This is a genomic window from Terrimonas ferruginea DSM 30193, from assembly GCF_000425585.1.
GTDB classification, from domain to species: domain Bacteria; phylum Bacteroidota; class Bacteroidia; order Chitinophagales; family Chitinophagaceae; genus Terrimonas; species Terrimonas ferruginea.
In genome coordinates, this window is sequence record NZ_AUDS01000030.1 from 15,842 (window position 1) to 41,504 (window position 25,663).

Sequence of the window (25,663 nt, forward strand, 5' to 3'; positions counted from 1 at the left end):
TTTTGCATCTTTTGAGCTTGGCAACCCGGTTTTTTTTAACTTTACGAGCTTATCCCGGCATAAACACACCAGACTGATGAACCGTTTTCTTTTATTACCATTCCTGCTGTCGTCCTTTATCCTGTCAGCCCAAAACAAGGGTTACGAGATCAAGATCACGTTCAAGCCCTTTAAGAATCAATACATTTATCTCGGGCATTACTCGGGAAAATCGATGCCCATCGACGATTCCATCAGGCTCAACGATAAGAGCGAAGGCGTTTTCAAAGGCACCAAACCGCTCGGCGGCGGCATTTATATCATCGGCTTTCCCAACAAAGACCGCTATTTCGAGGTACTGGTCGATAAGCAGCAGCATTTTACCATTCTTGCCGATACAGCTGATCTCGACAACCGCAAGTTTGTCAATTCACCCGATAACACGCTTTTCATCGAATACCAGCAGGCGATGCGACAGCGCGGCGAAAAGATCAACCAGCTTCGCCAGCAACTTGCCGGCACACAAGGCGCCGACTCCGTCAAACTTTCAAAAGATATTGCCATAGCCGACTCAGCCATCTCCGCTTACCGCAAAAATGTGGTGGTGAAAAATCCCAACACCTTACTCGCCACATTACTTCACCTGATGGAAGAACCGAAAATTCCTCCGGCAGCAGAACATCCCGGCGGCAGGTACGATTCGGCTTATGCTTACCGCTATTTCAAAAATCATTATTGGGACAACATTAATTTCTTCGACGAACGCCTCGCACGCACGCCCTCCGTTTTGTTTGAAGACCGCGTTGACAAATATTTCAAAACACTGGTCTACCACAATGCCGACTCGGTAAACAAAGAAATTGACTGGATGCTGGGTTATGCTTCGGTAAGCGATGAAATGACCCGCTTCCTCCTCGTAAAATTCATCAACCGCTACCTGAAGCAGCAATACATGTGGGAAGATGCGGTGTTCGTGCATTTATTTGAAAAATATTTCTCGCAGAAAGAGTACACCTGGCTGACCCCCGAAGGCAAAAAGATCATTACCGAACGAGCCTACAACCTGATGGCCAACATCATGGGCAACCCTGCGGAAAATATTTTATTGCCCGACAGCACTGGTACTACACGTAATCTTTACGAAGTGAAATCGCCCTATACGCTCGTGGCATTTTATGATCCGAATTGCGGGCATTGTAAAGAAGTGTTGCCCAAACTCGACTCCATGTACCGCAACAAATGGAAGGCCGACAGCCTGCACATTTATGCCGTGGCCAAAGAGGTGGATGCCTCCCCTGCCGATTGGAAAAAATTCATCAGCAACAACCACCTCGAAGGATGGACGCATGTTTTTTATTCAAAAGCAGAAGAAACATCGCGCATCAATGCAAGCATACCGAGCTATTCGCAGTTGTATGATGTGCAAAGCTTCCCCACCCTTTACCTGCTAGACCGCGACAAACGGATCATCGCCAAAAAACTGACCTGGGAACAGATCAACGAAATACTTGACTACCGGAAAAAATAAACGGCCATTAACGAAAGAACTAACTTTTCAGTATGAAAACCAGACTAATGCTCACCGGCCTGCTGCTGGCCTCCTGCCTCACCGGCCAGGCGCAGACATTGTTCACTTACGGAGGAACCAAAGCCGATGCCGCTGAATTCCTGCGGGCTTACACGAAAAACAACAATGCCATCGGCGCCGACAAAGCGGGCTCCATGCGCGAATACCTCGATCTCTATATCAACTCACGCCTCAAGATCCGCGAAGCTTTTGCGAGAGGTTATGATACCCTTCCGCAGATCAGGACCGAAGTCGAGAACCTGCGCGTGCAAATCATCGAAAATTACATCAACGATCCCGAAGCCATCAACCGGCTCACCCGCGAAGCTTTCAAGCGCAGCCAGAAAGATGTGCATGCGGCTCATATCTTCCTCGCCTTCCGCAACACCGGCGGCATTGCAGATACCACCGCGGCTTATGCCAAATTGCAACAGGTACTGAAAGCGCTGCCCAAACAGGACTTTCTTTCGGTAGCCCAACAATATTCCGACGATCCTTCTGCCAAAACCAATAAAGGCGATCTGGGCTTCGTCACCGCTTTCACGCTGCCCTATGTTTTTGAAAACCTGGTATACCAGACTGCTGTCGGAAAACATTCGCGTGTGTACCGCTCGGGGGCAGGCTATCATATTTTTAAAAATATCGGCGAAAGAAAAGCATTGGGAAAAATGAAAGCACAGCAGATCCTGCTGGCCTTCCCTCCCGACGCTGATCAGGCTACGCGCAACGGCATCAAATCGTTGGCCGATTCACTTTACGCGCAATTAAAAAAAGGTGCCGACTTCACTTCCTTCGTGAATAAATTCAGCAACGATTATATCAGCGTGAATACAGGCGGCACCATGCCCGATATCAGTGTGGGCCAGTTTGATCAGACCTTTGAAAACAATCTCTGGTCATTGAAAAAAGACGGCGAGGTGGGCAAGCCTTTCATGACCAATCACGGCTGGCATATTCTCAAGCGCATAAGCGTTAAACCCGTATCTGCCGACAGCAACAACACGGCCTACATGGAGCAACTGCGCATGGCGGTGAAAAACGACGACCGCTGGACCACCGTCCGCGATTTCATTTACGATGAAGTAGTAAAAAAAGCAGGTGTAAAACGCATCGGTCCTACCGATGCGGCACTCTGGGCCTTCAGCGACAGCCTGCTCGATTACAAACCAGCCGGCCCCGCGGGAAGCAAAGTAAAAATGGAAGATGTGTTGCTGCGCATCGGTAAAACAGATTTCAATGTGGAAGACTGGATCGTTTACAGCCGCAACTACCGTTTCAAACCAGACCGCAGCGGTGTTAAAACCTACAACGAACTCACCGACGAATACATCAAAGCCAAAGAATACGATTACTACCGCAACAACCTGGAAGATTTCAATGCCGACTTCCGCGCGCAGATGAACGAGTTCCTCGATGGCAATCTCTTCTTCGAGATCATGCAACAGGAAATCTGGAACAAAGCACAGACGGATTCTGCATCGCTGCTGGCTTTATACCAGAAAAGAAAAGAGCAGTACAACTGGAAGCCCAGCGCCGAAGCCGTGATCTTTTTCTGCAACGATGAAGCCGTGGCCAAAACATTGCAGAACCAGATCAAGCAGCAACCAACTGAGTGGCGCACATTCGCCGATGCATTGGTGGAGAAAGTAGTGGCCGATTCAGCACGCTACGAATGGGAACAATTACCCGGCATTGGCAATGCAACACCGAAGGAAAAAACATTGACTCCGCTTTCGGTGAACAAACAGGACAACAGCGCCACCTTTGCTTATATATTCAAAGTACATCCGCAAGCCGGCCCGCGCAGTTTTGCCGAAGCAAAAGGATTGGTAATAAATGATCAGCAATCCCTGCTCGAAGAAGCCTGGATGGCTGAATTGAAAAAGAAATACCCTGTACACATTGACCAGCAGGTGTGGGAGGAGCTGGTTAAGAGAAAAGCGCCTTAAGGCGCTTTTCTCTTAATGTGAAAATGTGCCCGCCTGCGGCGGGACCATGTGGAAATGTGTCCTGAGTAGCGGGAATGATCAATACTAAAAATGGCTGTGGAATAATCTTCACAGCCATTTTTATTTATTTCATTTTCACATCCGCCGCAAGGCGGCGGCACATCTACACATTTCCGCCAACGGCGGGAACCATTCCTAGAGTTCTCTCACCACATTCGCCACCATATGCGGGCGGCCGAGGGTGTAATAGTGAAGTACGGGCACGCCGTTTTTCTTCAGATCACGTGATTGCGCCAGCAACCATTCTTCACCTACCTTTTCCACGTCTTCATCGGACTTGCACTTCGCTATTTCATTGGCCAGGTCCGCCGGCAGATCGATGTGGAAGGTTTTGGGTAAAACAGTGAGCTGTTTGCGGGTATAAATAGGTTTCAGTCCCGGGATGATCGGAACGGTGATGCCTGCATCGCGGCAGGCCTTCACGAAGGAATAATATTTTTCGTTGTCGAAAAACATCTGTGTGATGATGTAATCAGCTCCCATGTCGATCTTGCGCTTGAGATAATCCATATCGGTATCCATATTGGGCGCTTCGAAATGTTTTTCAGGATAGCCGGCCACGCCAATACAGAAATTGGTCTTGTGGGTATTTTTCAGGTCGTCTTCCAGGTAAATACCGGCGTTGAGGTCTACTACCTGTTGCAGCAATTCGCTGGCATAACGGTGGCCGCGGGGTTCCGGCTCGAAAGAGGTTTCGTTTTTGGCCGCATCGCCACGCAGTACCAGCACGTTGTCGATACCGAGGTAATGCAGGTTGATCAGGGCGTCTTCAGTTTCGTTGATATCGAAGCCGCCGCAGATCAGGTGTGGTACGGTGTCCACATCGTATTTGTTCATAATGGCGGCACAGATGCTTTCCGTACCGGGGCGTTTACGCACTACTACTTTTTGAAAAGAGCCGTCTGCATTTTTCTTGAACACGTGCTCGCTACGGTGATAGGTAACATTGATAAACGCGGGCTTGAACTCCATCAGGGGATCCAGGTGGTTATACAGCGCTTCAATTCCCTTGCCTTTCAGCGGGGGCAGTACTTCAAAAGACACCAATGTGTCTTTCGCATTTTTGATGTGGTCTATTACTTTCATCCTTACGTTATGATTACCGGCCGTGGTCCGGCCGGGGTGCAAAACTAATGTACAGGCGTCATAAACTACCCTAACGACCGTTTTTTATACCAAAAAGACCATAAGACTTCCAGCGGATTAACAACCCGGAATGTACAGATGCAGCCCCTATACCTTATTTTTGTCGGGCATGTCAGTTACTATTTACGCCAAAGGCCTCATGAAACGCTATGGCAGCCGTACGGTAGTCAACAATGTTTCATTTGAAGTAAAACAAGGAGAAATCGTCGGATTGCTGGGACCTAACGGTGCCGGTAAAACCACTTCTTTCTACCAGGTGGTGGGCCTGGTAAAACCAGACGAAGGAAACGTATTCCTCGACGAAGAGGACATTACTCCGTTAGCCATGTACAAGCGCGCTAAAATGGGCATCGGCTACCTGCCACAGGAAGCTTCTATCTTCCGTAAACTAAGCGTGGAAGACAATATTTCCGCCGTACTGGAAATGACCAAACTGAGCCGCAAGGAGCAGAAGATAAAACTCGAATCACTGCTCGACGAATTCCGTTTGCAGCACGTACGCAAAAGCAATGGTGACGTACTCAGCGGGGGCGAACGCCGCCGTACCGAAATTGCCCGCGCACTGGCCGTAGATCCCAAATTCATCCTGCTCGACGAACCTTTTGCCGGTATCGACCCCATCGCGGTGGAAGATATCCAGGCCATCGTGGCACGATTGAAATACAAAAACATCGGCATCCTGATCACCGACCACAACGTAACGGAAACCCTTTCTATTTGCGACCGTGCCTACCTGCTTATCGAAGGAAAAATCTTTAAACACGGTACCGCCGAAGAACTGGCTTCCGACGACCAGGTAAAAAGACTTTACCTCGGCCGCAACTTCGAGCTTAAGCGCAAAGATTACCTGCACGAAGAAGCAAAGGGCGGCAATACCATCAACAAGAATACACTTTCAGGGTCTACCGAGCGGATGATCAATATGCTCCGCGAAGAAGGAGAAAACATCTTTACCGAAGCCATTCAGCGCGAGGAATTCAGCCGGTCACTTGATTTCTATAAATCCGGCATTATTTCCTACGCCAATAACAAACAGCACGGAGAGTTACAGGCAATTGCCAACGCGCTTCCGGCAGATATTGAAACCACGGAGGAGTTTCAGCGTCTGCAGGAACAATTGCTGGTCATCAGCAACCTGCTGAGCCAGGAAATCGACTAAACCTAATGTCCGTTTCCTGCACGGAAGGCGGACCGACCAACTATATATGAGTTTACTGAGTCCTGCCATATCATCGCTTGCACGCATGAGGCTCTGGCGAATTGAAGCCTGGAAGAACAACCCTGTCGATGCACAACGGGAAGTACTCCAGGATCTCGTCACCTCGGCACAATACACGGAGTTCGGGCGCAAATACAAGTTCTCGGAACTGTTCACTGTCAAAGCATTCAAAGAAGCCGTGCCTGTACACGAATACGACGACCTGAAGCCGTATATCGAACGCATCATGCAGGGCGAGCAATACATTCTCTGGAACTCACCCGTTAACTGGTTTGCCAAAAGCAGCGGCACTTCCAGCGACAAAAGCAAATTCATTCCCCTCTCGGAAGAAAGCCTGCAGGACTGTCATTACAAAGGAGCCAAAGATGTGCTCACGATGTATTACCAGTTCAACCCCGAATCCGCTTTGCTCACCGGCAAAGGACTGGTACTGGGCGGCAGTCACAATATCAATCCCATGAACAGCGAAGCGCAATATGGCGACCTCAGTGCCGTATTGCTGCAAAACTCTCCCTTCTGGGCGCACTGGCTCCGCACGCCGGACCTCAGCATCGCCCTGATGGATGAGTGGGAAAGCAAAATCGAAAAACTCGCAGAAAGCACCATAAAGGAAAATGTAACATCGATCTCCGGTGTACCCACCTGGACACTCGTGCTTTTCCGCCGCATACTCGAGATCACCGGCAAATCATGCATCGCTGATGTATGGCCCGCCCTTGAATTGTATATGCATGGCGGCGTATCGTTCACACCCTATCGCGAACAATTCGCCAAACTGATCGGCAAAAACATCAATTACCTGGAAATGTACAATGCCAGCGAAGGATTCTTTGCGGCACAGGAACGCCCCGGCGACGATGGCATGCTGCTCTTTACCGATCACGGGATTTTCATGGAGTTCATGCCCGTAAGCGAATACGGTAAAAAACATCCGCAGACACTCAGCCTCAACGATGTGGAAGTTGGCAAAAACTACGCACTCATCATCAGCACCAACGGCGGCCTCTGGCGTTATATATTGGGCGATACCATTCAGTTCGTTTCAACCAAACCTTACCGCGTACGCGTTTCCGGCCGCCTGAAACATTATATCAATGCCTTCGGCGAAGAAGTGATCGTTGACAATACGGACAAAGCCATTGCCGAAGCCTGCCGCGCAACCGGCGCCGTAGTGAACGATTACACCGCGGCTCCCGTTTATTTTTCCGACGGTGCCAACGGTGCCCATGAATGGCTGATAGAATTTGAAAAAAATCCGGAAAACCTCGAAGCATTTGTTACCGAACTGGACAAGGCGCTGCAGAGTATCAACAGCGACTACGAAGCCAAGCGCCATAAAAGTATAGCCCTGAGAATGCCGGTTGTACATGCCCTGGAGAAGGGAACCTTTGCCAACTGGCTGCGACACCGGGGCAAACTCGGCGGACAGCACAAAGTGCCGCGACTGAGCAACGAACGCAAATACCTCGAAGAAATACTGGCCCTGCAACAACAGTGAATGTAAAATTTTAGCAACAAAATGCGATTTTGTCCTATTTTGCCGGCCACACTTGGAACACAAACCAGAATCATCGTATGAGCAAACTATTAGAGAATAAAGTAGCCATTGTTACCGGTGCCGCGCGTGGTATCGGCGAAGCCATTGCCCTCAAATTTGCCGAACACGGCGCCCATGTAGCCTTCACGTATGTGAGCGACGGCAGTGCCGAAAAAGCCGCCGCAGTAGAAGAAAAACTCCGCGCATTAGGTGTCAATGCCCGCGCATTCAAAAGCAATGCAGGCGACATAGCACAGTGCGAAACCTTCGTCAACGACGTAATGAAAGAATTTGGCAGTGTCGATATCTGCGTCAACAACGCAGGCATTTCCAAAGACAACCTGCTTCTACGCATGACACCCGATCAGTGGGAAGATGTGATCAATGTAAACCTCAACAGCGTTTTCTACATGACCAAGCAGGTGATCAAACCCATGATGAAAGCCCGCGCCGGCTCTATCATCAACATGAGTTCGGTTATCGGTATGTCGGGCAATGCCGGACAAAGCAGCTATGCCGCTTCCAAGGCCGGCATAATCGGCTTTACCAAGTCCGTAGCGAAAGAACTGGGGAGCCGTAATATCCGTTGCAACGCCATTGCTCCCGGTTTTGTAGAAACCGACATGACCAGCTATCTGAAAGATGGTGAAGGAGCTGATAAATACCGCGCCAGCATTCCGCTCGGCCGTTTTGCACACGCAGAAGAAATTGCCAACGCCACCTTATTCCTCGCATCCGATATGGGATCCTATATCACCGGACAAACGATCAGTGTTTGCGGCGGGATGCATATTTGAGAGATTAAGAATGTGAAAATATGCCCCGCCCCTGGCGGGGGCCATGTGGAAATGGATTTTTCATTTCCACATTTTTTTGTATCGTATGCATCAGGGATTAACAGGAGTATTGCGCCTTTCATCAGTAGCAAACTGTATTGGCTGTTTCATTTACACATTTACACACTTACACATTTTTCACATTGCGCGCGCAGCGTCTTCAACCCTGAATCCGGATCCCGCGCTTCTGAATATACTCATGCCACAAGATCATTGCCGCTACGGTGCGGTGAGGACGCCAGGCTTCGGCTATCGATAACATGGCTTCCTTACTTACATCTTTGGGTAATTGTTTTACTTCACGCAAACTGTTGACCAGCGCTATATCGCCGAGTGGAAACAGATCGCTGCGCTGCAAAGCATGCATCAGGTATACATCCACCGTCCAGTCGCCGATACCTTTAATGGATTTTAATAAGGTCCTGATATCTTCATCGGGCATGGCCGTAAGATGACGCAGGATTATTTTTTTCTCCAGGATAGCATTCGCCAGTTCGCGCGCATAGATGATCTTCTGGCGGCTGAATGAACAAGCCCGCAATTCTTCATCCGACAAGGCAAGAAGTTTTGCGGGCGTTACCGTTCCGGTACGTTCACGTAATCTTTTAAAGGCAGCATAAGCCGATGCCAGTGAGATCTGTTGCTCGAGTATGGTTAAGATCAGCGTTTGAAAAGTTCCCGGCCTGGTCCACATGGGTGGATAACCCCGCTCACGGATGATACGCGCAAGATCTTTGTCTTTGACGGCAAGCAGATCACATACATCGCGGAAATCTTCATTGGTGAACCGGCTTACCATGCACTCAGGCTGTTTTGAATTTCTCTATCGCCTGACGCGTGAAGTCGCTCAGCACCAGGCGTCCGCTGATGGCTGCACGTTCGATCAGGAGCTTATCCCAATGATCGGTGCCTTCCCACAATGTTTTTTTCAGTTCGGCCATTGCACGCGGGCTGGAGTGCGACAGCGTATACGAAAGACGAGCAATGGATTCATCCATGCCTTCCACAGTCGGATGCAATTCGGCAAAGAGTCCTTTGCGGCGGGCCCAGTCGCCATTGCGCCACATAGACGCATCGATGGATAGTTGCGCAAAGGCAGACTTGCCAACTTTACGTTCCACCGCGGGTCCCACAACAAATGGTCCGATGCCAAGCGCCAGTTCGCTGAGGCGGATGTCTGCGCCTTCCACGGCAATGGCATAATCCACCGCGGCGGCAAGTCCCACACCGCCACCAACACATTTACCATGTATACGACCGATCACAAGTTGGGGACAGGTGCGCAGCGCATTGATCACGTTGGCAAAGCCGCTGAAGAAGGCAATGCCCTGCTCTTCGTTTTTGATAGCGGTCAGTTCTTCGAACGAGGCACCGGCACAAAAGGCCTTTTCTCCTGCCGAACGCAGCACGATCACTTTGGTTTCAATATCATTGCCGGCGCTGTGTACGGCCTGGGCCAATTCTTCCAGTATGCGGGCGGGTAATGAATTGCTTCTCGGATGGAAAAATTCTATGGTGGTAATCCCGTTATGAAATTCTGATTTTACGTAAGCGTTAATTTCCTGGCTCATAATTTTTTCATTTTATCAATAAATACAAACCTCAAGCCACAGCACACATAACCTGTTTAAAATTACGGCGAAAAGCCCTGCTGCTAAAGGGAACTATGTTAATATTTTTCAACCCGTGCGGTTGAAACCCACATTCTTTTTCACGCAATTGCTCTTCACAATTGGCTCCATTCGCCCTTTTTACTTTTGAATTCTTAGCGTCTCTGCTCCTTATGCGTCTTTGCGTGAAACCCACATCCTTTTTCACATAAAGGCACTTGACTATTCACCCTTTTTTGACTTTTGAATTTTGACTTTTGACTTTTGAATTATTCACCCTTCCTTCCGTCTCACCATCGTAAGAATAGTAGCCACGCCCACCAATGGTTCATCCGTATCATCCAGCATCTCCACCAGCCATTTCACAATACCCCGCGGAATATCGGTGTCTTCTTTTTTATCCTGTGTTATTTTTTCCTTACAGGTAAAACGGATGTGCAATTCTGTCCCCGGATAAACCGGTTTGGTGAACCGCAATTCATCTATGCCATAATTCAGCAGTACCGGATTTTTTTCATAGCTGTCAACAAACAATCCGGCTGCAAGGCTCATGATCAGGTAACCATGCGCTACCTGTTGTTCGAACATGGTATCGTTAAAGTCCGTATCCCGTAAATGCGCATAGAAATGATCGCCGCTGAGGTCGGCAAACTGATCGATGTCTTCACTGGTGATGAGCCGCTTCTCCGTGATCAACTGATCACCGATCTGTAGTTCTTCAAAGTATTTTTTAAACGGATGAATACCGCCGGTATTGCCTTTCGCATATTGCTGATACACGCCGGTAATGGCGGTCAATGTGGTCGGCGATCCCTGCACGGCGGTGCGTTGCAGGTAATGTTTTACGCCGCGCATACCGCCCATTTCTTCACCACCGCCCGCACGCCCCGGACCGCCATGCACCAGCAGCGGCAGCGGGGAACCATGACCCGTGCTTTCTTTCGCGCAGGTTTCATTCAGTACCAATATGCGCCCGTGATGCGTGGCCGCACCCAATACATAATCGCGTGCTTCACGGTCGTCGCCGGTAACGATGGAGGAACAAAGACTGCCCTTCCCTTTTTTACTCAACGCAATCGCATCGTCGATGTTGTCGTAAGGCATCAGCGTTGCCACGGGACCAAAGGCTTCTATTTCATGCGGCTCACTGCTATGAAAAGGATTTTCATTGAGTAATAACAACGGTGAAAGGAACGCGCCTTTCTCCGCATCAGCGTCCATCACTTCCACACTGTCGAGCGAACCGTAGATCAATTGGGAAGAAGCCAGCAGTTTGCTCACCTGCTCTTTTACTTCACGGCGTTGTTGCTGACCCGCAAGCGAACCCATTCTCACTTTTTCATTGAGCGGATTACCGATGGTCGTTTGCGACAATGACACTGCCAGGGCGCGCTGTACGTCCTCCAATTTATCTTTCGGAACAAAAATTCTGCGTACGGCCGTACATTTCTGCCCGGCTTTGGTGGTCATTTCCTTGCGCACCTCTTTGATAAAAATATCCCACTCTGCAGTGCCCGGGCTTACCGTTTTTCCCAATACAATGCAATTGAGTGAATCCGCTTCCATATTGAAGGGTACCGATTCCCGCAGAATAACGGGGTGGCTTTTCAGCATGAGTCCTGTGGATGCAGAACCGGTAAAGGTGACCACATCCTGCGAACCAACATGATCGAGTATATCGCCTGCGCTGCCGCAGAGCAACTGCAAAGCACCTTTGGGCAAAATACCCGACGCGATAATTTCTTTCACCACTGCTTCGGTAAGGAAGGCAGTGGCAGTAGCGGGCTTTACTACTGCGGGCACACCGGCCAGCAGGTTCACCGCAATTTTTTCGAGCATGCCCCACACGGGAAAGTTGAAGGCATTGATATGGATAGCCACACCTTCTTTCGGCACCAGCAGGTGCGTAGCCATGAAGGTGTTGCCGCGACTAAGGTTGTGACTTTCCCCATCGATACAAAAAGGACTATCCGGAAATTTGCGGCGCAGCGAGGCGTTGGCAAATAAATTACCAATACCGCCTTCGATGTCTACCCAACTGTCGGCGCGCGTGGCACCGGTGCGGTAGCTCAATGCATAAAATTTGTCGAGATGCGTGCGCAGGTGAATAGCCAGTGCTTTGAGCATATTGCCGCGTTCGTGAAAAGTCATGCGGCGCAGGGCGGGGTTGCCCGTATTGCGTGCATATTCCAACGCAGCTTTAAAATCTATCCCTTTGGTACTGGCGGCTGCCAGCGGTTCGCCGGTAACGGCATCATACAATAACTGTCCCTCTCCCGCTCCTTTCACCCACTCGCCGGCGATGTAATTTTCTAGTTGTAGCATAACAATCGTGTTAAGTTGTAAGTTTTAAGTAGTAGGTAATAAGTTTGGTTCCTGTAGTTTGCAGAATCTGTTAAACTTAGAACTTAATACTTATAACCTATTACTTGCCCGCATCAAAATTACGCCATCATCGCTACCTTTGCGGGACAAAATGACCCGGATATGAATAAACTGTTTTTAGCTGCGCTGATGATCGTTACTGTTGCTTTTGTTGCCTGCGGCGCTGATGATGCGGCAAAAAATCTTCAGGCAAAATCCCAGGCTTTATACGATAGCGTGATAAAAGGTCATGATGTAGGCATGGCAAAAATGCGCGCGCTCGGCAATGCACGCGAACGTACCAAGCAGCTCATCGACTCCATCGACAAACTGCCCGCTCAGGCCAAAGAAGCCGCTGCCGAGCTGCGTGCACGGCTGTCGGGGTTGGGCGACGAACTCGCTGCTGCTGAAAAAAACATGTACGAATGGATGGCGCAGATCAATTTGGATACGTTCAACAACGATATCAAAGAGAAAATACGCTATTATACCAGCGAAAACGAGAAAACAACCAGGATCAAGAATGATATTCTCGGCAGCCTGGCCAAAGCGGATTCCGTATTGAAAGAAAGATTCTAACCCAGCGGCACCACGCCGAATTGTTTGAGGTGATGCAGGGCGTGCTTGTGCAGCAACTGTACCTGCTGTTCAAAATTCAGATCGCCGAAAAAGGGATTGCGCAACACTTTATTGGGTTCCTTCGCGTACGCGTCAAAGAAATAAATCAGTTCCTCCTGTACGGTGCTGATAGCCGCCTGTATCGTACGGAAGCGATATGGCCGTGGATCGTGTGGCAATAACGGGTTCTGCAAATTCAATTTAAACGGGCGCTCGCTCATCAGAAATTCCCGCATACGGGGCAATTGTTCTTCCGGCGTTACCAGCGTATTTATGATCAACCGGCCGTTTGCTACGGGCAGGGCATCAAAAGCCAGGTGTTCAATCATCTGCTGAACATCCATACGGCCCCATTGTGCAGGCGTGTTGCCCGGTAGCTGTTGCAGGTACCGGACCAGGCGGGTGCGTAAAAAATTTTCCTTTTCAAGATTCATGGACAGGCAAGTTCGTTGCTGCAATTTTACGAAAACAAACCTATTCAGCACCATCGTCGGGACGATACTGTCAGACCATCATATGACACGGAGAAAAACGGGAATAGACAGCGGGCCTTAGCTGTTGACGTTCAAACGGTCATCGATTGCGGATGACAGGGCGTCAAAAATAGCATCTACAGAACCCTCTCCTTTGATGGAGTGGAATTTGTCCTGCTTTCTGTAATGCTCGGCTACCGGAGAAGTCTCCTGGCTGTAAACAGAAAAGCGTTTACGGATAACCGCTTCATCTGTATCGTCGCTGCGGCCGGAGGTTTTTCCTCTGTTCAGCAAACGGGCGATCAGCTCTTCTTCTCCTACTTCGAGCGCCAATACGGCTGCAATGCCGTTCTTCTTGAGTTCGAGCAGTTTATCCAGAGCTTCAGCCTGCGCTACCGTACGGGGAAAACCGTCGAAAAGAAAACCGCGGGCATCTTTATGCTTGTCGAAATAAGAATCCACCATTCCAATCACTACTTCATCCGGCACCAACTGCCCCTTGTCGATGAATTTCTTTGCCTCAAGACCAAGCGGAGTCTCGCTTTTGATCTCTTCCCGCAGCAGGTTACCGGTAGATAAATGGACCAAACCATATTTATCAACCAGCTTTTCAGATTGTGTACCTTTTCCGCTTCCAGGAGGACCAAATAAAATCAAATTGAACATAAGCGCTTACTAACCTTGGTGAAAAACAAATATAACACAGGAGGCTTAAAAACTGTTTATAAAAGCCAATATTTCGTTGAATTCTATTCAATTCCAATAAAACGTTAATGATTTTAAAGGAAAAAACCTTTCGAACCCTTGTAACGTAAATTTGTTAAATAAGTAATTTGTATGCTGATACGTCTCTTAACCCTGGTAGCCTGCTGCGTGCTGTTTCAGCAATGCTCATGGTCCCAGGACCATAATAAAGCTGTAAAAAATTCAACCCGGATGGATAGCACCAGTAAAAATAGTAACCCCGTTTATTCCACTACCGACAGCAGTGCTGTCAACCTCAGTGATGACCAGTGGAAAAAGATCCTGCCCGCCGATGTTTACCGCATTGCGCGCGAAAAAGGCACCGAACGTCCATGGACCAGCCCCTTTGAAAAGTCGAATGAAGTAGGCACCTATTACTGCGCTGCCTGTGGCAATCCCCTCTTCAAGAGCGACACAAAATTTGAGAGCGGTTGCGGCTGGCCGAGTTTTTACGAGCCCATTTCAAAAACAAGTATTATCTATACAGAAGATAACTCGCACGGCATGCGCCGCACCGAAGTGCAATGCGGCCGCTGTAAAGCTCACCTTGGCCACGTCTTCGACGACGGACCACCACCAACAGGACTGCGTTATTGCATCAATGGTGTGATCCTCGATTTCAAAAAGGCAAAAGACGCCGAGGCGAACTACGATAAAAATAAAAAAGGCTAAGAAAAACCCGTCCAGAAAAAAGACGACCCTTTGAATGAAGTTTGTTTTAGTATTTCAACCCCGCCCACCAGCGGGGTTTTTTCTTTTTCCCGGGAAATGACACCTCTCCAGTTTGTGCTACTTTTGCCCTGTTCAAAAACAACAATCGCATGAAGAACCTTAAGCAGGTTGGTATTTTCCTGGTGTTCGTGGTACTGTCCGCCGCCATTCTTTCCTTTCTGATCCCCGCGCAGCAGAAAGTGGAACGTTCTGTACAGATACAGGCACCCGCTGCTGCTGTGTATCAGCACATCGCCGAACTTGAAAGCTTCAACAAATGGTCCGTATGGGCGCAGAATGATTCCACGCTGAAGAATGTCATTACCGGACAAGACGGCACCGTTGGCGCCAGCAGCCAATGGACCGGCGATCCCACCATCTCCGGCGAAGGAAAGATCACGATCTTAAAGTTGAATGCGCCCAATGAAATAGAACAGGAACTCCACTTCATGGCTCCGCACAACCAGAAAGCCAAATCACGTTTCGTACTGACGGAAAACAATGGCCTCACCACCGTTACCTGGACGGTAATTGTTCCCACACCGCGTCCCTGGAACATCTTCAATCTTTTTCACAGCATGGACAAAGAAATGGGAAAAGATTTTGACCAGGGCCTCAACAACCTGAAGCAGATCGTGGAAAAGAAAGCAGGTGTTGCCGCACCGGCTTATACCGTAAGCCAGATTAACTTTCCCGCACTCACGGCTGATATGGTGCGCCAGGAAATCGGTGATGCAGACAAAACATCTTTTCTGCAGACACATTTCAATTACATCAAAGAAGAACTGCAAAAAAAACAGGAAACAGCCGGAGCGCTTTATGGTATTGTTTATAAACGTGACGCGCGTGCTTCCGATATCGGCGCAGCTATTGCTGTTTCCGCTGAAAAAGAAAAAGCAGATAACGAGCTGATCAAAACCATCAGCATCCCTGCATCGAAAGCCATTGCTGTTGACTATTATGGCGATCCTGCCAACGCGCAGGCTGCCTACTTCGCATTGGAAAACTATTTGCGCGAACAAAAGCTGGAAAAGAAAATGCCGGTGATCGAAGAATACAAAACAGCTTACCAGCATACGGACACGGCACGCTGGCATACACGGCTGATTTACCTCGTGAACTAATCATACAACAGTCAATCACTCAATAGCCAAAACAGGCTGAACGGCATTGTCGTCTGCCCCAATCGGCGTACTTTTGACGCTGCTCCTTAACATCTAAATTCTTGCTGATGAAATTGTCGCATTTATCCGAAACACTCATTGGATCTGAAATCGTTAAACTGGGCGGAGAGATCAGGGAAAAGATCCGCCAGGGTGCAAAAATTTACAACTTCACGGTAGGCGATTTTGATCCGGCGGTGTTTCCCATTCCACGCGAACTGGAAGATGCGATCGTCGATGCTTATCGTCGTCACTTTACCAACTATCCCGCAGCCGAAGGCAACCTCGACCTGCGTGAATCCATCAAATCGTTTACACACGATACCGAAGGACTCGATTACGCATTGCCCGAAATACTGGTGGCCTCCGGCGGACGCCCATTAATCTATTCCGTTTTCCGCGCCATTTGTGACGAAGGCGATAAAGTGATCTATGCCGTGCCGAGCTGGAACAACAATCACTACACGCATTTCGTGAGTGGTGAGCACATTGTGATCGAAGCCACTGCTGAAACCAACTTTATGCCTACGGCCGATGCTATCAGGCCATATGTGCAGGAAGCTACCCTGATTGCGCTTTGTTCCCCGCAAAATCCAACGGGTACTACTTTCAGGAAAGAAGACCTCGAAGCCATCTGCGACCTCGTTATAGAAGAAAACAAGCGCAGACCCGAAGGTGCCAAGAAACTTTATGTCATGTATGACCAGATGTACTGGCACCTTACCTATGGCGATATCCGCCATTACAATCCCGTATCGCTGCGCCCTGAGATGCGCGGGTATACCATCTTCATCGATGCCATCAGCAAAGTATTTGCGGCAACCGGCGTACGTGTAGGCTGGAGCTTTGGTCCCGAAAAGATCATTGCCAAAATGAAAGCCATTCTTACCCATATCGGTGCCTGGGCGCCAATGGCGGAACAAAAAGCCGTGGCAAAATACCTGGCCAACCGCGATGCCATTACCCAATACCTGGCGCATTTCAAAAAAGAAGTGGAAGAGCGTCTGCGCAGGATCTACGAAGGTTTTGTTTCCCTCCGGGAAAAAGGATACAGCGTGGATGCCATTGCACCCGAAGCAGCTATTTACCTCACCATCAAACTGGATCTTGCGGGTAAAACGACTGCCGATGGCAAAAAACTGGAAAATCAATCGGAAGTAACCGATTATATTCTCAACGAAGCCAGCCTGGCCGTGGTACCATTCTATGCATTTGGTGCCGGAAAGAACAATCCCTGGTACAGACTGAGCGTAGGCACCTGCCGCAAAGAAGAAATTGGGGAAATGTTTGCCCGGTTGGAAGAAGCGCTCAGCCGGCTGAAGTGAGGGTTGAATTGGCACAATTCTTTGTATACTTAAGAGCTACCTGATTATACAAACCTTAAAAATCCTCTTTAGTATGAATAAGTTATTGACCGGCGTGGCCGTAGGCGTAGTTCTCGGAATTCTTTTTGCTCCTGATAAAGGCTCTGCAACCCGTCAGAAAATTGCAGACCAGGGTCGTGACCTGAAAGATCGTTTCAGCGATTTCGTGGATGGCCTGACCAATCAGTTTGAAGAAGCAGCAGAAGATGCACAGGAATTTGCGGCGAAAACCAAAGAAGCCATGCGTTGAAACCGCTATAAAAAATTAAAACCCCGGTAAACCGGGGTTTTTTTATGCATAAAATCGTTTGGTCAGTTTTTGTTGAAAAGAAAACGGAAGGGCTTCAGTTCTACATTCCGGATGGCTTTACGGATTCTTTTGCGATTGCTGGTAATACGATTGCGGTCGATCAGTTCATGAGCGGCAAAAAAGCTTTCCCAGGATTCTGCCTCAGCGAGTATCTCGTGCAGGCATTCCACTTCCTGCTCGATGGCACTCGGGCTCATGTACTCCTGTTTCAGCAAAACAATCAGATCACGCAACGGACTTGTCATCTCCTTTTTTCCTCCATTAATAACGGTTAGCCGGACAGCCGCATCCGCGACCTCCTTTGCCTGTTCCGGAATAATAGTTTCTGCTGCAGGATGAAAATGCCACAAGGGCAACCAGTAAAAAGAGCATCCAGAATTTACCGGATATTTTCATGTGCAGACTATTTTTGATGAACATTGAATTTTGTGTTTCTAAATTAAAACTATTTTACCAACAATTTAGTGTGTTGCATGTTCAAATACCCAAAAAATAAAGCCAATTTTTCCCATGGGAGCTGATCGTCCGCGTATATTGGTAGCGCCACTGGATTGGGGGCTGGGGCATACAACCCGCTGTATACCTTTGATATCCGGTCTGTTGGAAGCCGGCGCCGACGTATGGCTGGCCGGTAATGAACGGCAGCAGCACGTTTTACAGGCAGAATTTCCCAAACTGCCTTTTTTGTTCCTGAAAGGTTACGGTGTTCGCTACAGCAAAGCAGGTCATTTGCTGGCGATCGGTCTTTTCCGGCAGGCGCCGCGTATTTTACGGCGTATCAGGGAAGAGCATCAGTGGCTCCGGCAACAGGTGCAGCAACATGGATTTCACGCCGTTATCAGCGATAATCGTTTCGGGCTGTGGCATCCACATATCCCAAGCATCTTCCTTACTCACCAGTTGCAGCTCAAAGCCCCTTTCCGGGCCCTTGCACGCCGCATCAATTACCGTTATATCAATCGCTTCACCGAATGCTGGATCCCCGACCAGGCGGCTCCCGAAAGCCTTGCAGGCATTTTATCGCACAACCATCCTGCTCCCGCCATACCAACCCGGTATATCGGCTGGCTCAGCCGCCTGCAACCGCAGGAATCATCCGGTGCGGAAGACCAGTTGCTGATCAGTTTATCCGGCCCCGAACCCCAGCGAACCGTGCTCGAAGAGCAATTACTCCGCGATATCGCCCATTATCCGGGAAAAGCCGTTGTGGTCAGAGGCGTACCCGAAAGCGCCCGGCTCATCCCGTCTACGGGGCAGTTGCGTTTTTACAATCACCTGCCGGCCGAAGCATTCAATAAGGAAATAGCGCGTGCCTCACTGGTCATCAGCCGCAGCGGCTATAGTACAGTGATGGACCTCGCAGTATTGCAGAAAAAAAGTGTACTGGTACCCACGCCGGGGCAAAGCGAACAGGAATACCTTGCAGATTATCTTACTGAAAAAAAATGGGCCTGTTGTTTATCTCCGGCTAAATTCTCACTGCCCCTTGCCCTTGAGAAAGCAGCAGCGTTTGATTATATGCCATTTCCGGAGCGGAGGACAAGTTGCAGGGAGGCGATCGGAGAGCTGGTGAAGGCAATAAGTCAAAAGTAAAAAGTCAAAATTCAAAAAGTGAATAGCTTTCGCGGCTTAGATACTTTTGCAGCTTTGTGTGAAAAGAAGACGCAGTTTCACGCAAAGACACATAAGGAGCAAAGGCGCAAAGAAGGTGGACTGTTTACTTAATACTTATCACTTAAAACTTACTACTCTCTCCTCAGCACAATCGCCGCATTCTGCTGGAGATCCGCACTATACCGCACCGAATACTCTTTCACGCCATCACGGATAATAAGCAAACCGGTATTGGGTGGATAACGTCCGAGGTTCTCGGCATATAACACGAGTCGCAATTCTTTTTCCGAAGGAGAAATATGTATGGTGTGGCGGATTGCCGTTTGCTTCAATAATTGCCTGGAAAGAATGACCCGGTCGTTCAGCAACACACTTACCGTATCGCCGTCTATTTCCCCGTTATCATATAATGCCAGTTGCAGACTGTCGCCGGTAAACGTGATGGTTTGGGTAACAACCGTGGTTCGCTCTTTGGCGGCAGTGACAACGGGTAATGGTGTAGGTTCCTTTTTTGTAACGGGTGGTTTGGCCTTTGGTGCAACCGGCGCAACCGCATTCTTTTCGGCAAACACCATGTCTTTCCCCTGACCTAATTCCTGCAGGTGAGACATGATGCGTGAGCGATTGGGATTGGGGTCTGCCGCCAGGGTCATACCACCACTCACCGAATAATAACGGCGTGTTTTATTGGTCTTCCAGTTACCTTCCATACGCCAGCTGCTGTCCGCTTTATTCAACCGGAATACACTGGTCACTTTAACGCCTTTATCGATGCGATGGAGGAAATTAGAAGCAATGATCTTATCGTCCGTTACTTCGGATATGCTGTCGCCTACTACGCCTTTCACACGCTTCACCACATAATACAAAGTATCGTTTACGATGAATTCGGTTCTGGAATAACCGTATAGTTTTCCTTTATACTCCGTCAGTGCCAGTTCAAACTGCTGATCGCGACGGACGGTCTGGCTATCGTTGGAGAGCGTGCCGGTCCATACACCGGAAAGACTCTGCCCGTGGAAACACAAAGGCAGCATCAACAGCAACGGGAAGGTTACAATGGTTTTCAACAACATAATAGTGCGCGTGCAATATAAAAAATCCCGCAATTGCGGGATGCAGTTGCGGGATTTTTAAACGCTTATTGCGGTGTCTTTATTTTAATGTCCGTCTTTTTATCTACTACTTCAGCACCTTTTTTATCCATGGACACTTTTGTACCGTCTTTGTTTTTGACGGAAGCGCCGTCGGGCCCAACGGATATTTCCGTTTTTTGTGCCGGTGGTGGTGGTGGAGCCTTGCTTTGCGCCGGAGGTGTTGCCGGAGTTTCTGTCTTTTTCTCCTCGTTGCTGCAGGCTGTTATGCCAATCAGCAGAAGTGCGGCGGAGAGAGACATCAGGTGTTTTTTCATGATCACAGGAGTTATAGATGAACAAAAGGGTGTTAACGGTTCATGCTCGCCAGGAACTCTTCGTTGTTCTTCGTTCCTTTCATACGGTTCTGCAATTCGCGCATTGCTTCTTCCGTATTCATGTCGGTCAGGTAAACGCGCAACAGGTTCATGCGTTGCAATACTTCTTTTTCCAGCAACAGATCATCGCGGCGTGTAGAAGAAGCAACAAGATCGATAGCAGGATAAATGCGCTTGTTGGCCAGGCGGCGGTCGAGCTGCAGTTCCATGTTACCGGTTCCTTTGAATTCTTCAAAGATCACTTCATCCATTTTGCTACCGGTATCCACCAGTGCTGTGGCAATGATGGTCAATGATCCACCGTTCTCGATCTTACGGGCGGCACCAAAGAATTGTTTCGGTTTTTGCATGGCATTGGCTTCCACACCACCGGAAAGTACTTTACCGGATGCAGGAGCAACGGTGTTGTGCGCGCGGGCGAGACGTGTAATCGAGTCGAGCAGGATCACTACATCGTGTCCGCATTCTACAAGGCGTTTTGCTTTTTGCAGTGCGATGGTAGAAACTTTCACGTGTTTCTCAGCCGGTTCATCGAATGTAGAAGCGATTACCTCTGCACGTACGCTGCGTTCCATATCGGTCACTTCCTCAGGACGTTCGTCTACCAGTACTACCATCAGGTAACACTCGGGGTGGTTGGCGGCAATGGCATTGGCCACTGCTTTCAGCAACATTGTCTTACCCGTTTTTGGCTGTGCCACGATAAGGCCACGTTGTCCTTTACCTATCGGGGTAAAGAGATCCATCACGCGGGTAGAATAGTCGCTGGGTTGTGTAAAGAGGTTGAGCTTTTCAAAAGGGAACAAGGGCGTGAGATAATCGAAGGGAACGCGGTCGCGTACTTCTTCGGGGCTCTTGCCATTGATGTAATCCACTTTGAGGAGCGCAAAATATTTTTCGCCTTCTTTCGGAGGACGCACAGTGCCCTGCACCGTATCACCGGTTTTCAGACCAAACAATTTGATCTGTGAGGGAGACACATATACGTCATCGGGAGAAGAAAGATAGTTATAGTCGGAAGAGCGAAGGAAGCCATAGCCATCGGGCATCATTTCCAGTACGCCTTCGCCCATGATCACGCCATCAAATTCAATATTGAAGTTTGGCTGATCGCGGCGTTGTTGCTGGCCTTGCGGACCTTTAGCGATGGGAGGAGCTTCGTGTTGCTGTTGTTGTGGTTGTGGCTCACCGTAAGCTTCTGTGGCAGCCAGTGCTTCCTGGATGAAAGCGGAATGATCGGGAGCGGCGGAAGGAGTGGTTTGTTTTTCAGCAGCAGGAGCGGCCTCTTTTTCTTCTGTTTTCTTGCGTGCTGCTTTTTTTACAGGTGCCGGTCTTTCTTCCTTACGTGCTGCTTTTTTTGCGGGAGCCGCGGCAGCAGCGGGTTTGGCGTCATCTGCATTTTCTACAATCGCTTCTTCAGTACCGCCGGTATTAGTAGATGTTTTGATGATACGCTTGCGTTTACTTTTATCATCTGAAGCGGCGGCACTGCCTTTTGAACCGGCAATGGCCTGGCTATCGAGAATTTTATAAACGAGCTCCTGCTTATCGAGTTTCTTGGAATTAGGGATTTTTAACTGCTCGGCTATATCCAGCAGTTCAGGAACGAGCATATCGTTCAATTGCAAAATATCGTACATACAAGGGTCTTGGGGTTAATCACAAATCAAATTGAGGACCAAACTGAAAAAATGTAAAAAGAAAATTGATTATTAGTTGAAGGAACCTGCAGGATTCAGATGAGCTGACAACGGGAGAAATCTGCTTGTAAGCCTCGTTTCCTTCTGCAATTATACAGCGATTTTCGAAAAAACAAAAAAAAATTCACAAACGCCTGTATAAACCACTGACGCTCTGCCTTTTTCCGGACGCCGGTTTTTGCTCATTTTTCAGGCCGGCCCTTTCTTTCTGCGTGCTGGCGGACTATCTTTGCGGTCCTAAAAAAGTAACAATGTTCAACAAACGTGTCAAGATCAAAGAACTGCTGGCACAGGAGCCGCAGCATCAGGAGGTAACGGTAATGGGATGGGTTCGCACCTTCCGCAATAATCAGTTTATCGCTCTTAACGACGGCTCCACCAATAATAACCTGCAGGTAGTAGCCGAACTTGGCCGTTTTGACGAAGCATTATTGCGTCGCATTACTTCTTCTGCTTCCCTGCGTGTGACAGGCAAGATCGTGCCTTCGCTGGGCAAAGGACAGAAGATGGACCTGCAGGCCGAGACCATTGAAATACTCGGTGACAGCGATCCCGACAAATATCCCATTCAACTGAAGAACAGGCCCACACTGGAATACCTGCGTGAAGTGGCACACTTCCGTTTCCGCACCAACACTTTTGCAGCCGTCTTCCGCGTAAGACATGCGCTTGCATTTGCCGTACATAAATTCTTCAATGAAAAAGGGTTTGTTTATCTCCATACACCGATCATCACGGCAAGTGATGCAGAAGGTGCAGGCGAAATGTTCCGCGTTACAACCTTGCCGGTTGACGGCAGCGCGCCGCGCAACGAAGACAACTCCATTAACTTCCGCGAAGACTTTTTCGGTCGCAGCACCAACCTTACCGTGAGTGGCCAGCTCGAAGGAGAATTAGGTGCAACGGCCTTCGGCGAGATCTATACGTTCGGACCAACATTCCGTGCAGAAAACTCCAACACGGCGCGTCACCTGGCAGAGTTCTGGATGATCGAACCCGAAGTAGCCTTCAATGATCTTGAAGACAACGCCAACCTTGCTGAAGAGTTTATCAAATACATCATCCGGTATGCCATGGAGCATAACCGCGAAGACCTTGATTTCCTTTCACAACGTCTTGCTGAGGAGGAAAAACAATTGCCGCAGGACAAACGCAGTGAGATGGGCCTGATCGAAAAGCTCGAATTTGTTATTAACAACCAATTCGAACGCCTTACCTACACTGAGGCCATCGAGATCCTGCGTGAAAGCAATTACAACAAAAAGAAAAAATTCCAATTCCCGGTTACGGGTTGGGGTATGGACCTGCAGAGCGAACACGAGCGTTATCTCGTGGAAAAACATTTCAAGAAGCCTGTTATCCTGATGGATTATCCAAAGGAGATCAAGGCCTTCTATATGCGTCAGAATGATGATGGCAAAACCGTTGCGGCGATGGATATTCTCGCTCCGGGCATTGGTGAGATCGTAGGTGGTTCACAACGTGAGGAGCGCCTCGACAAACTGACTGAGCGCATGGGAGAAATGGATATTCCAACAGAGGAATTGTGGTGGTACCTGGATACGCGTCGTTTCGGTACGGTGCCGCATGCAGGCTTCGGTCTTGGCTTCGAACGCATGGTGCAATTCGTTACGGGCATGGGCAATATCCGCGACGTAATTCCTTTTCCCCGTACACCCAAGAGCGCAGAGTTTTAATTCGCCAATTTGAAAATTTGAAGATTAGGCAATTGTATTATCAAATTTTCAAATTAACTACCCGGGTGCAGACACATCACCGGCACCTGTGCGCCAAGCACCAGTTGTTTCACCTGGCTCTTATGAAAAAGGCCGTCGAGGAAACGATGTTTTTTAGGGATGGCGACAATAAGATCGAGATTATTCTTTTCAGCGAACTCATGAATGCCGGCTTGTATGTCGGCATTTTCTATGAAATGATATTGCGGTTTGAGATCTTCGAGCGCCGAATATAACAGGGCTGTTTGTTCCGGTGTATCCGACTCAAATTGCTTGTTGTTGTGATCGACATTCAACACATGCAACTTTGCATTGAGTTTATTTACCCAGTCATGAATGGCGGCCGAAGGCAGCGTGTCCTGTACATCACGGAAATCGGCGGCCAGCCCGATATGTGTGATGCCGCCACTCCAGTTACTTCCTTCAGGAACGCAAATAACGGGGACCTGTAAATGACGGATGGCAGTGAGCGTATTGCTGCCAAACAAAGTACGTTCAACTGCAGAACTTCCCGTAGAACCCATGATCACGGCCAGCACATCCTTTTTTCCAGCCACCTCATCCAATCCATCGGTTACTGTTCCGAGCAGCGCTTCCGTATGTATGGAAAGATGCCCGCCCGTTTGCGCTTCCAATTCTCTTTTCTTTTCCAGCAATTTTTGCTCGGCATTTTCTTTCAGTTCATCTACCGAAAGCAACATGATCGGCGTATCCGTAACGGCAATCGGAATTTCATACATATGCAGTAACAGCACATCCGCCTTCAACGAAAGGGCCATGCTCACTGCATATTGCGTAGCATTATTGGACACGGGAGAAAAATCTGTCGGAACCAGGATTGTTTTCATGACCATTTATTTACATATAAAGTTAGCAAGAACAATGCCGCGGGAAAAATGTAGAATTGGCGGCCCTTATGGAAAAATACAACATGGCCGTCTTTACTACAAAAGCCATGACTGACCTGAATTTACCTGCTACCGGTTCGCGCAGACTGCGGGCCGGCGTAAAACGCGCTTCCCACCATGCTCCCCGCACAGACATGACCCCGATGGTAGACCTTGCATTTTTACTGATCACTTTTTTTGTAATGACGGCACAAATGCAGGAACCCACTGTTATGTCGCTGATAATGCCCAAAGACGGACCGGCACAACCGGTAGGAGCAACAGAATCGATGACGGTATTATTAAGCGGTGAAAATAAATTGTACTACTATGAAGGAATTACGCAGGAAGCATTGCCTGCCGGAAAAATGCAGCCTGTTCCCGGAGGAGTAAAAGAGTTGCGTGATATTTTGATCCGTAAACAAAGAGCGCTGGATGATTTCAAAGGGCGCGACCGGCTGATGGTGTTGGTAAAACCAACCGCCAGCTCGAAGTATCGTTTATTGATCGATGCGCTGGATGAGTTGAAGATTACCGGCGTAACAAGGTTTGCGGTGATCGATCCGGATGAAAGGGAAATGGCAATGCTGCACTAAATTCCCCGG

General features: G+C 48.8%; 24 protein-coding genes. 13 read left to right on the forward strand and 11 right to left on the reverse strand.

Annotation, left to right across the window (positions count from 1 at the left end; genetic code table 11):
• The first annotated feature begins 76 nt into the window (after nt 1-76).
• Together H608_RS0111475 and H608_RS0111480 are read left to right on the forward strand one after the other, a co-directional pair.
• On the forward strand, nt 77-1,507 hold the full coding sequence (locus tag H608_RS0111475) for a DUF5106 domain-containing protein (protein WP_028787799.1): 1,431 nt from the start codon (nt 77-79) through the stop codon (nt 1,505-1,507).
• 32 nt (nt 1,508-1,539) lie between these two features.
• A complete protein-coding gene (locus tag H608_RS0111480) occupies nt 1,540-3,495 on the forward strand; it encodes a peptidylprolyl isomerase (RefSeq protein WP_081658876.1) in 1,956 nt (651 codons plus the stop codon).
• Nucleotides 3,496-3,690: 195 nt separating this feature from the next.
• Here the strand turns inward: H608_RS0111480 and metF are convergent, their stop codons facing one another.
• On the reverse strand, nt 3,691-4,641 hold the full coding sequence (gene metF / locus H608_RS0111485; RefSeq protein WP_028787801.1) for a methylenetetrahydrofolate reductase [NAD(P)H]: 951 nt from the start codon (nt 4,639-4,641) through the stop codon (nt 3,691-3,693).
• A gap of 169 nt (nt 4,642-4,810) precedes the next feature.
• Between metF and lptB the strand changes: the two genes are divergently transcribed.
• From lptB to fabG, 3 genes are all read left to right on the forward strand, one after another.
• Entirely contained in the window at nt 4,811-5,860 is a 1,050-nt protein-coding gene (gene lptB, locus H608_RS22140; protein WP_245565754.1) for an LPS export ABC transporter ATP-binding protein, read from the forward strand.
• A gap of 46 nt (nt 5,861-5,906) precedes the next feature.
• Entirely contained in the window at nt 5,907-7,418 is a 1,512-nt protein-coding gene (locus H608_RS0111495; protein WP_028787802.1) for a GH3 auxin-responsive promoter family protein, read from the forward strand.
• Nucleotides 7,419-7,495: 77 nt separating this feature from the next.
• The gene (gene fabG, locus H608_RS0111500) at nt 7,496-8,254 is read left to right on the forward strand and encodes a 3-oxoacyl-[acyl-carrier-protein] reductase (RefSeq protein ID WP_028787803.1); all 759 of its coding nucleotides are present in this window, start codon (nt 7,496-7,498) and stop codon (nt 8,252-8,254) included.
• Between the two features lie 199 nt (nt 8,255-8,453).
• Here the strand turns inward: fabG and H608_RS0111505 are convergent, their stop codons facing one another.
• From H608_RS0111505 to paaZ, 3 genes are all read right to left on the reverse strand, one after another.
• A complete protein-coding gene (locus H608_RS0111505) occupies nt 8,454-9,092 on the reverse strand; it encodes a DNA-3-methyladenine glycosylase family protein (protein ID WP_028787804.1) in 639 nt (212 codons plus the stop codon).
• A gap of 4 nt (nt 9,093-9,096) precedes the next feature.
• Nucleotides 9,097-9,864, reverse strand: a complete 768-nt coding sequence (locus H608_RS0111510; protein WP_038008278.1) for an enoyl-CoA hydratase/isomerase family protein — start codon at nt 9,862-9,864, stop codon at nt 9,097-9,099.
• Nucleotides 9,865-10,176: 312 nt separating this feature from the next.
• Complete coding sequence (gene paaZ / locus H608_RS0111515; RefSeq protein ID WP_028787806.1) at nt 10,177-12,228, reverse strand: phenylacetic acid degradation bifunctional protein PaaZ; 2,052 nt, start codon at nt 12,226-12,228, stop codon at nt 10,177-10,179.
• 162 nt (nt 12,229-12,390) lie between these two features.
• Between paaZ and H608_RS0111520 the strand changes: the two genes are divergently transcribed.
• Nucleotides 12,391-12,846 (forward strand): hypothetical protein, encoded by a 456-nt coding sequence (locus H608_RS0111520; RefSeq protein ID WP_028787807.1) that lies wholly within the window; start codon nt 12,391-12,393, stop codon nt 12,844-12,846.
• On the opposite strand, the gene H608_RS0111525 is transcribed toward H608_RS0111520, so the two are convergent.
• Nucleotides 12,843-13,319, reverse strand: a complete 477-nt coding sequence (locus H608_RS0111525) for a hypothetical protein (protein WP_028787808.1) — start codon at nt 13,317-13,319, stop codon at nt 12,843-12,845. The genes H608_RS0111520 and H608_RS0111525 overlap by 4 nt on opposite strands.
• 117 nt (nt 13,320-13,436) lie before the next feature.
• The gene (locus H608_RS0111530; RefSeq protein WP_028787809.1) at nt 13,437-14,024 is read right to left on the reverse strand and encodes an adenylate kinase; all 588 of its coding nucleotides are present in this window, start codon (nt 14,022-14,024) and stop codon (nt 13,437-13,439) included.
• A 270-nt stretch (nt 14,025-14,294) separates the two neighbouring features.
• Here H608_RS0111530 and msrB point away from each other — a divergent pair, with 270 nt between their 5' ends.
• The 4 genes from msrB (at nt 14,295) to H608_RS22145 (ending at nt 17,590) form a co-directional block, all read left to right on the forward strand.
• Nucleotides 14,295-14,774 carry a peptide-methionine (R)-S-oxide reductase MsrB gene (gene msrB / locus H608_RS0111535; protein WP_038008291.1) on the forward strand — a complete coding sequence of 160 codons (480 nt, stop codon included), beginning with the start codon at nt 14,295-14,297 and terminating at the stop codon, nt 14,772-14,774.
• A gap of 149 nt (nt 14,775-14,923) precedes the next feature.
• Entirely contained in the window at nt 14,924-15,937 is a 1,014-nt protein-coding gene (locus H608_RS0111540) for an SRPBCC family protein (RefSeq protein WP_028787811.1), read from the forward strand.
• 107 nt (nt 15,938-16,044) lie between these two features.
• A complete protein-coding gene (locus H608_RS0111545) occupies nt 16,045-17,301 on the forward strand; it encodes a pyridoxal phosphate-dependent aminotransferase (RefSeq protein WP_028787812.1) in 1,257 nt (418 codons plus the stop codon).
• 73 nt (nt 17,302-17,374) lie between these two features.
• A complete protein-coding gene (locus H608_RS22145) occupies nt 17,375-17,590 on the forward strand; it encodes a YtxH domain-containing protein (protein WP_038008282.1) in 216 nt (71 codons plus the stop codon).
• Between the two features lie 62 nt (nt 17,591-17,652).
• Here H608_RS22145 and H608_RS0111555 read toward each other — a convergent pair whose 3' ends face one another.
• Complete coding sequence (locus H608_RS0111555; RefSeq protein ID WP_155990139.1) at nt 17,653-18,000, reverse strand: hypothetical protein; 348 nt, start codon at nt 17,998-18,000, stop codon at nt 17,653-17,655.
• Nucleotides 18,001-18,160: 160 nt separating this feature from the next.
• Between H608_RS0111555 and H608_RS22150 the strand changes: the two genes are divergently transcribed.
• Nucleotides 18,161-19,243, forward strand: a complete 1,083-nt coding sequence (locus H608_RS22150) for a glycosyltransferase (RefSeq protein WP_051268252.1) — start codon at nt 18,161-18,163, stop codon at nt 19,241-19,243.
• Nucleotides 19,244-19,395: 152 nt separating this feature from the next.
• On the opposite strand, the gene H608_RS0111570 is transcribed toward H608_RS22150, so the two are convergent.
• The 3 genes from H608_RS0111570 to rho form a co-directional block, all read right to left on the reverse strand.
• Nucleotides 19,396-20,340: a hypothetical protein gene (locus tag H608_RS0111570; protein ID WP_028787814.1), complete on the reverse strand. Its 945-nt coding sequence runs from the start codon at nt 20,338-20,340 to the stop codon at nt 19,396-19,398.
• 65 nt (nt 20,341-20,405) lie between these two features.
• Nucleotides 20,406-20,675, reverse strand: a complete 270-nt coding sequence (locus H608_RS0111575) for a hypothetical protein (protein WP_028787815.1) — start codon at nt 20,673-20,675, stop codon at nt 20,406-20,408.
• Nucleotides 20,676-20,707: 32 nt separating this feature from the next.
• Nucleotides 20,708-22,375, reverse strand: a complete 1,668-nt coding sequence (gene rho / locus H608_RS0111580; RefSeq protein WP_028787816.1) for a transcription termination factor Rho — start codon at nt 22,373-22,375, stop codon at nt 20,708-20,710.
• Nucleotides 22,376-22,686: 311 nt separating this feature from the next.
• Between rho and asnS the strand changes: the two genes are divergently transcribed.
• Nucleotides 22,687-24,132, forward strand: coding sequence for an asparagine--tRNA ligase (asnS, locus tag H608_RS0111585; RefSeq protein WP_028787817.1), 1,446 nt, complete (start codon nt 22,687-22,689; stop codon nt 24,130-24,132).
• 53 nt (nt 24,133-24,185) lie between these two features.
• Here the strand turns inward: asnS and H608_RS0111590 are convergent, their stop codons facing one another.
• On the reverse strand, nt 24,186-25,019 hold the full coding sequence (locus H608_RS0111590; protein ID WP_028787818.1) for a universal stress protein: 834 nt from the start codon (nt 25,017-25,019) through the stop codon (nt 24,186-24,188).
• Nucleotides 25,020-25,087: 68 nt separating this feature from the next.
• Between H608_RS0111590 and H608_RS23665 the strand changes: the two genes are divergently transcribed.
• Nucleotides 25,088-25,654, forward strand: a complete 567-nt coding sequence (locus H608_RS23665; RefSeq protein ID WP_028787819.1) for an ExbD/TolR family protein — start codon at nt 25,088-25,090, stop codon at nt 25,652-25,654.
• Nucleotides 25,655-25,663 lie beyond the last annotated feature (9 nt).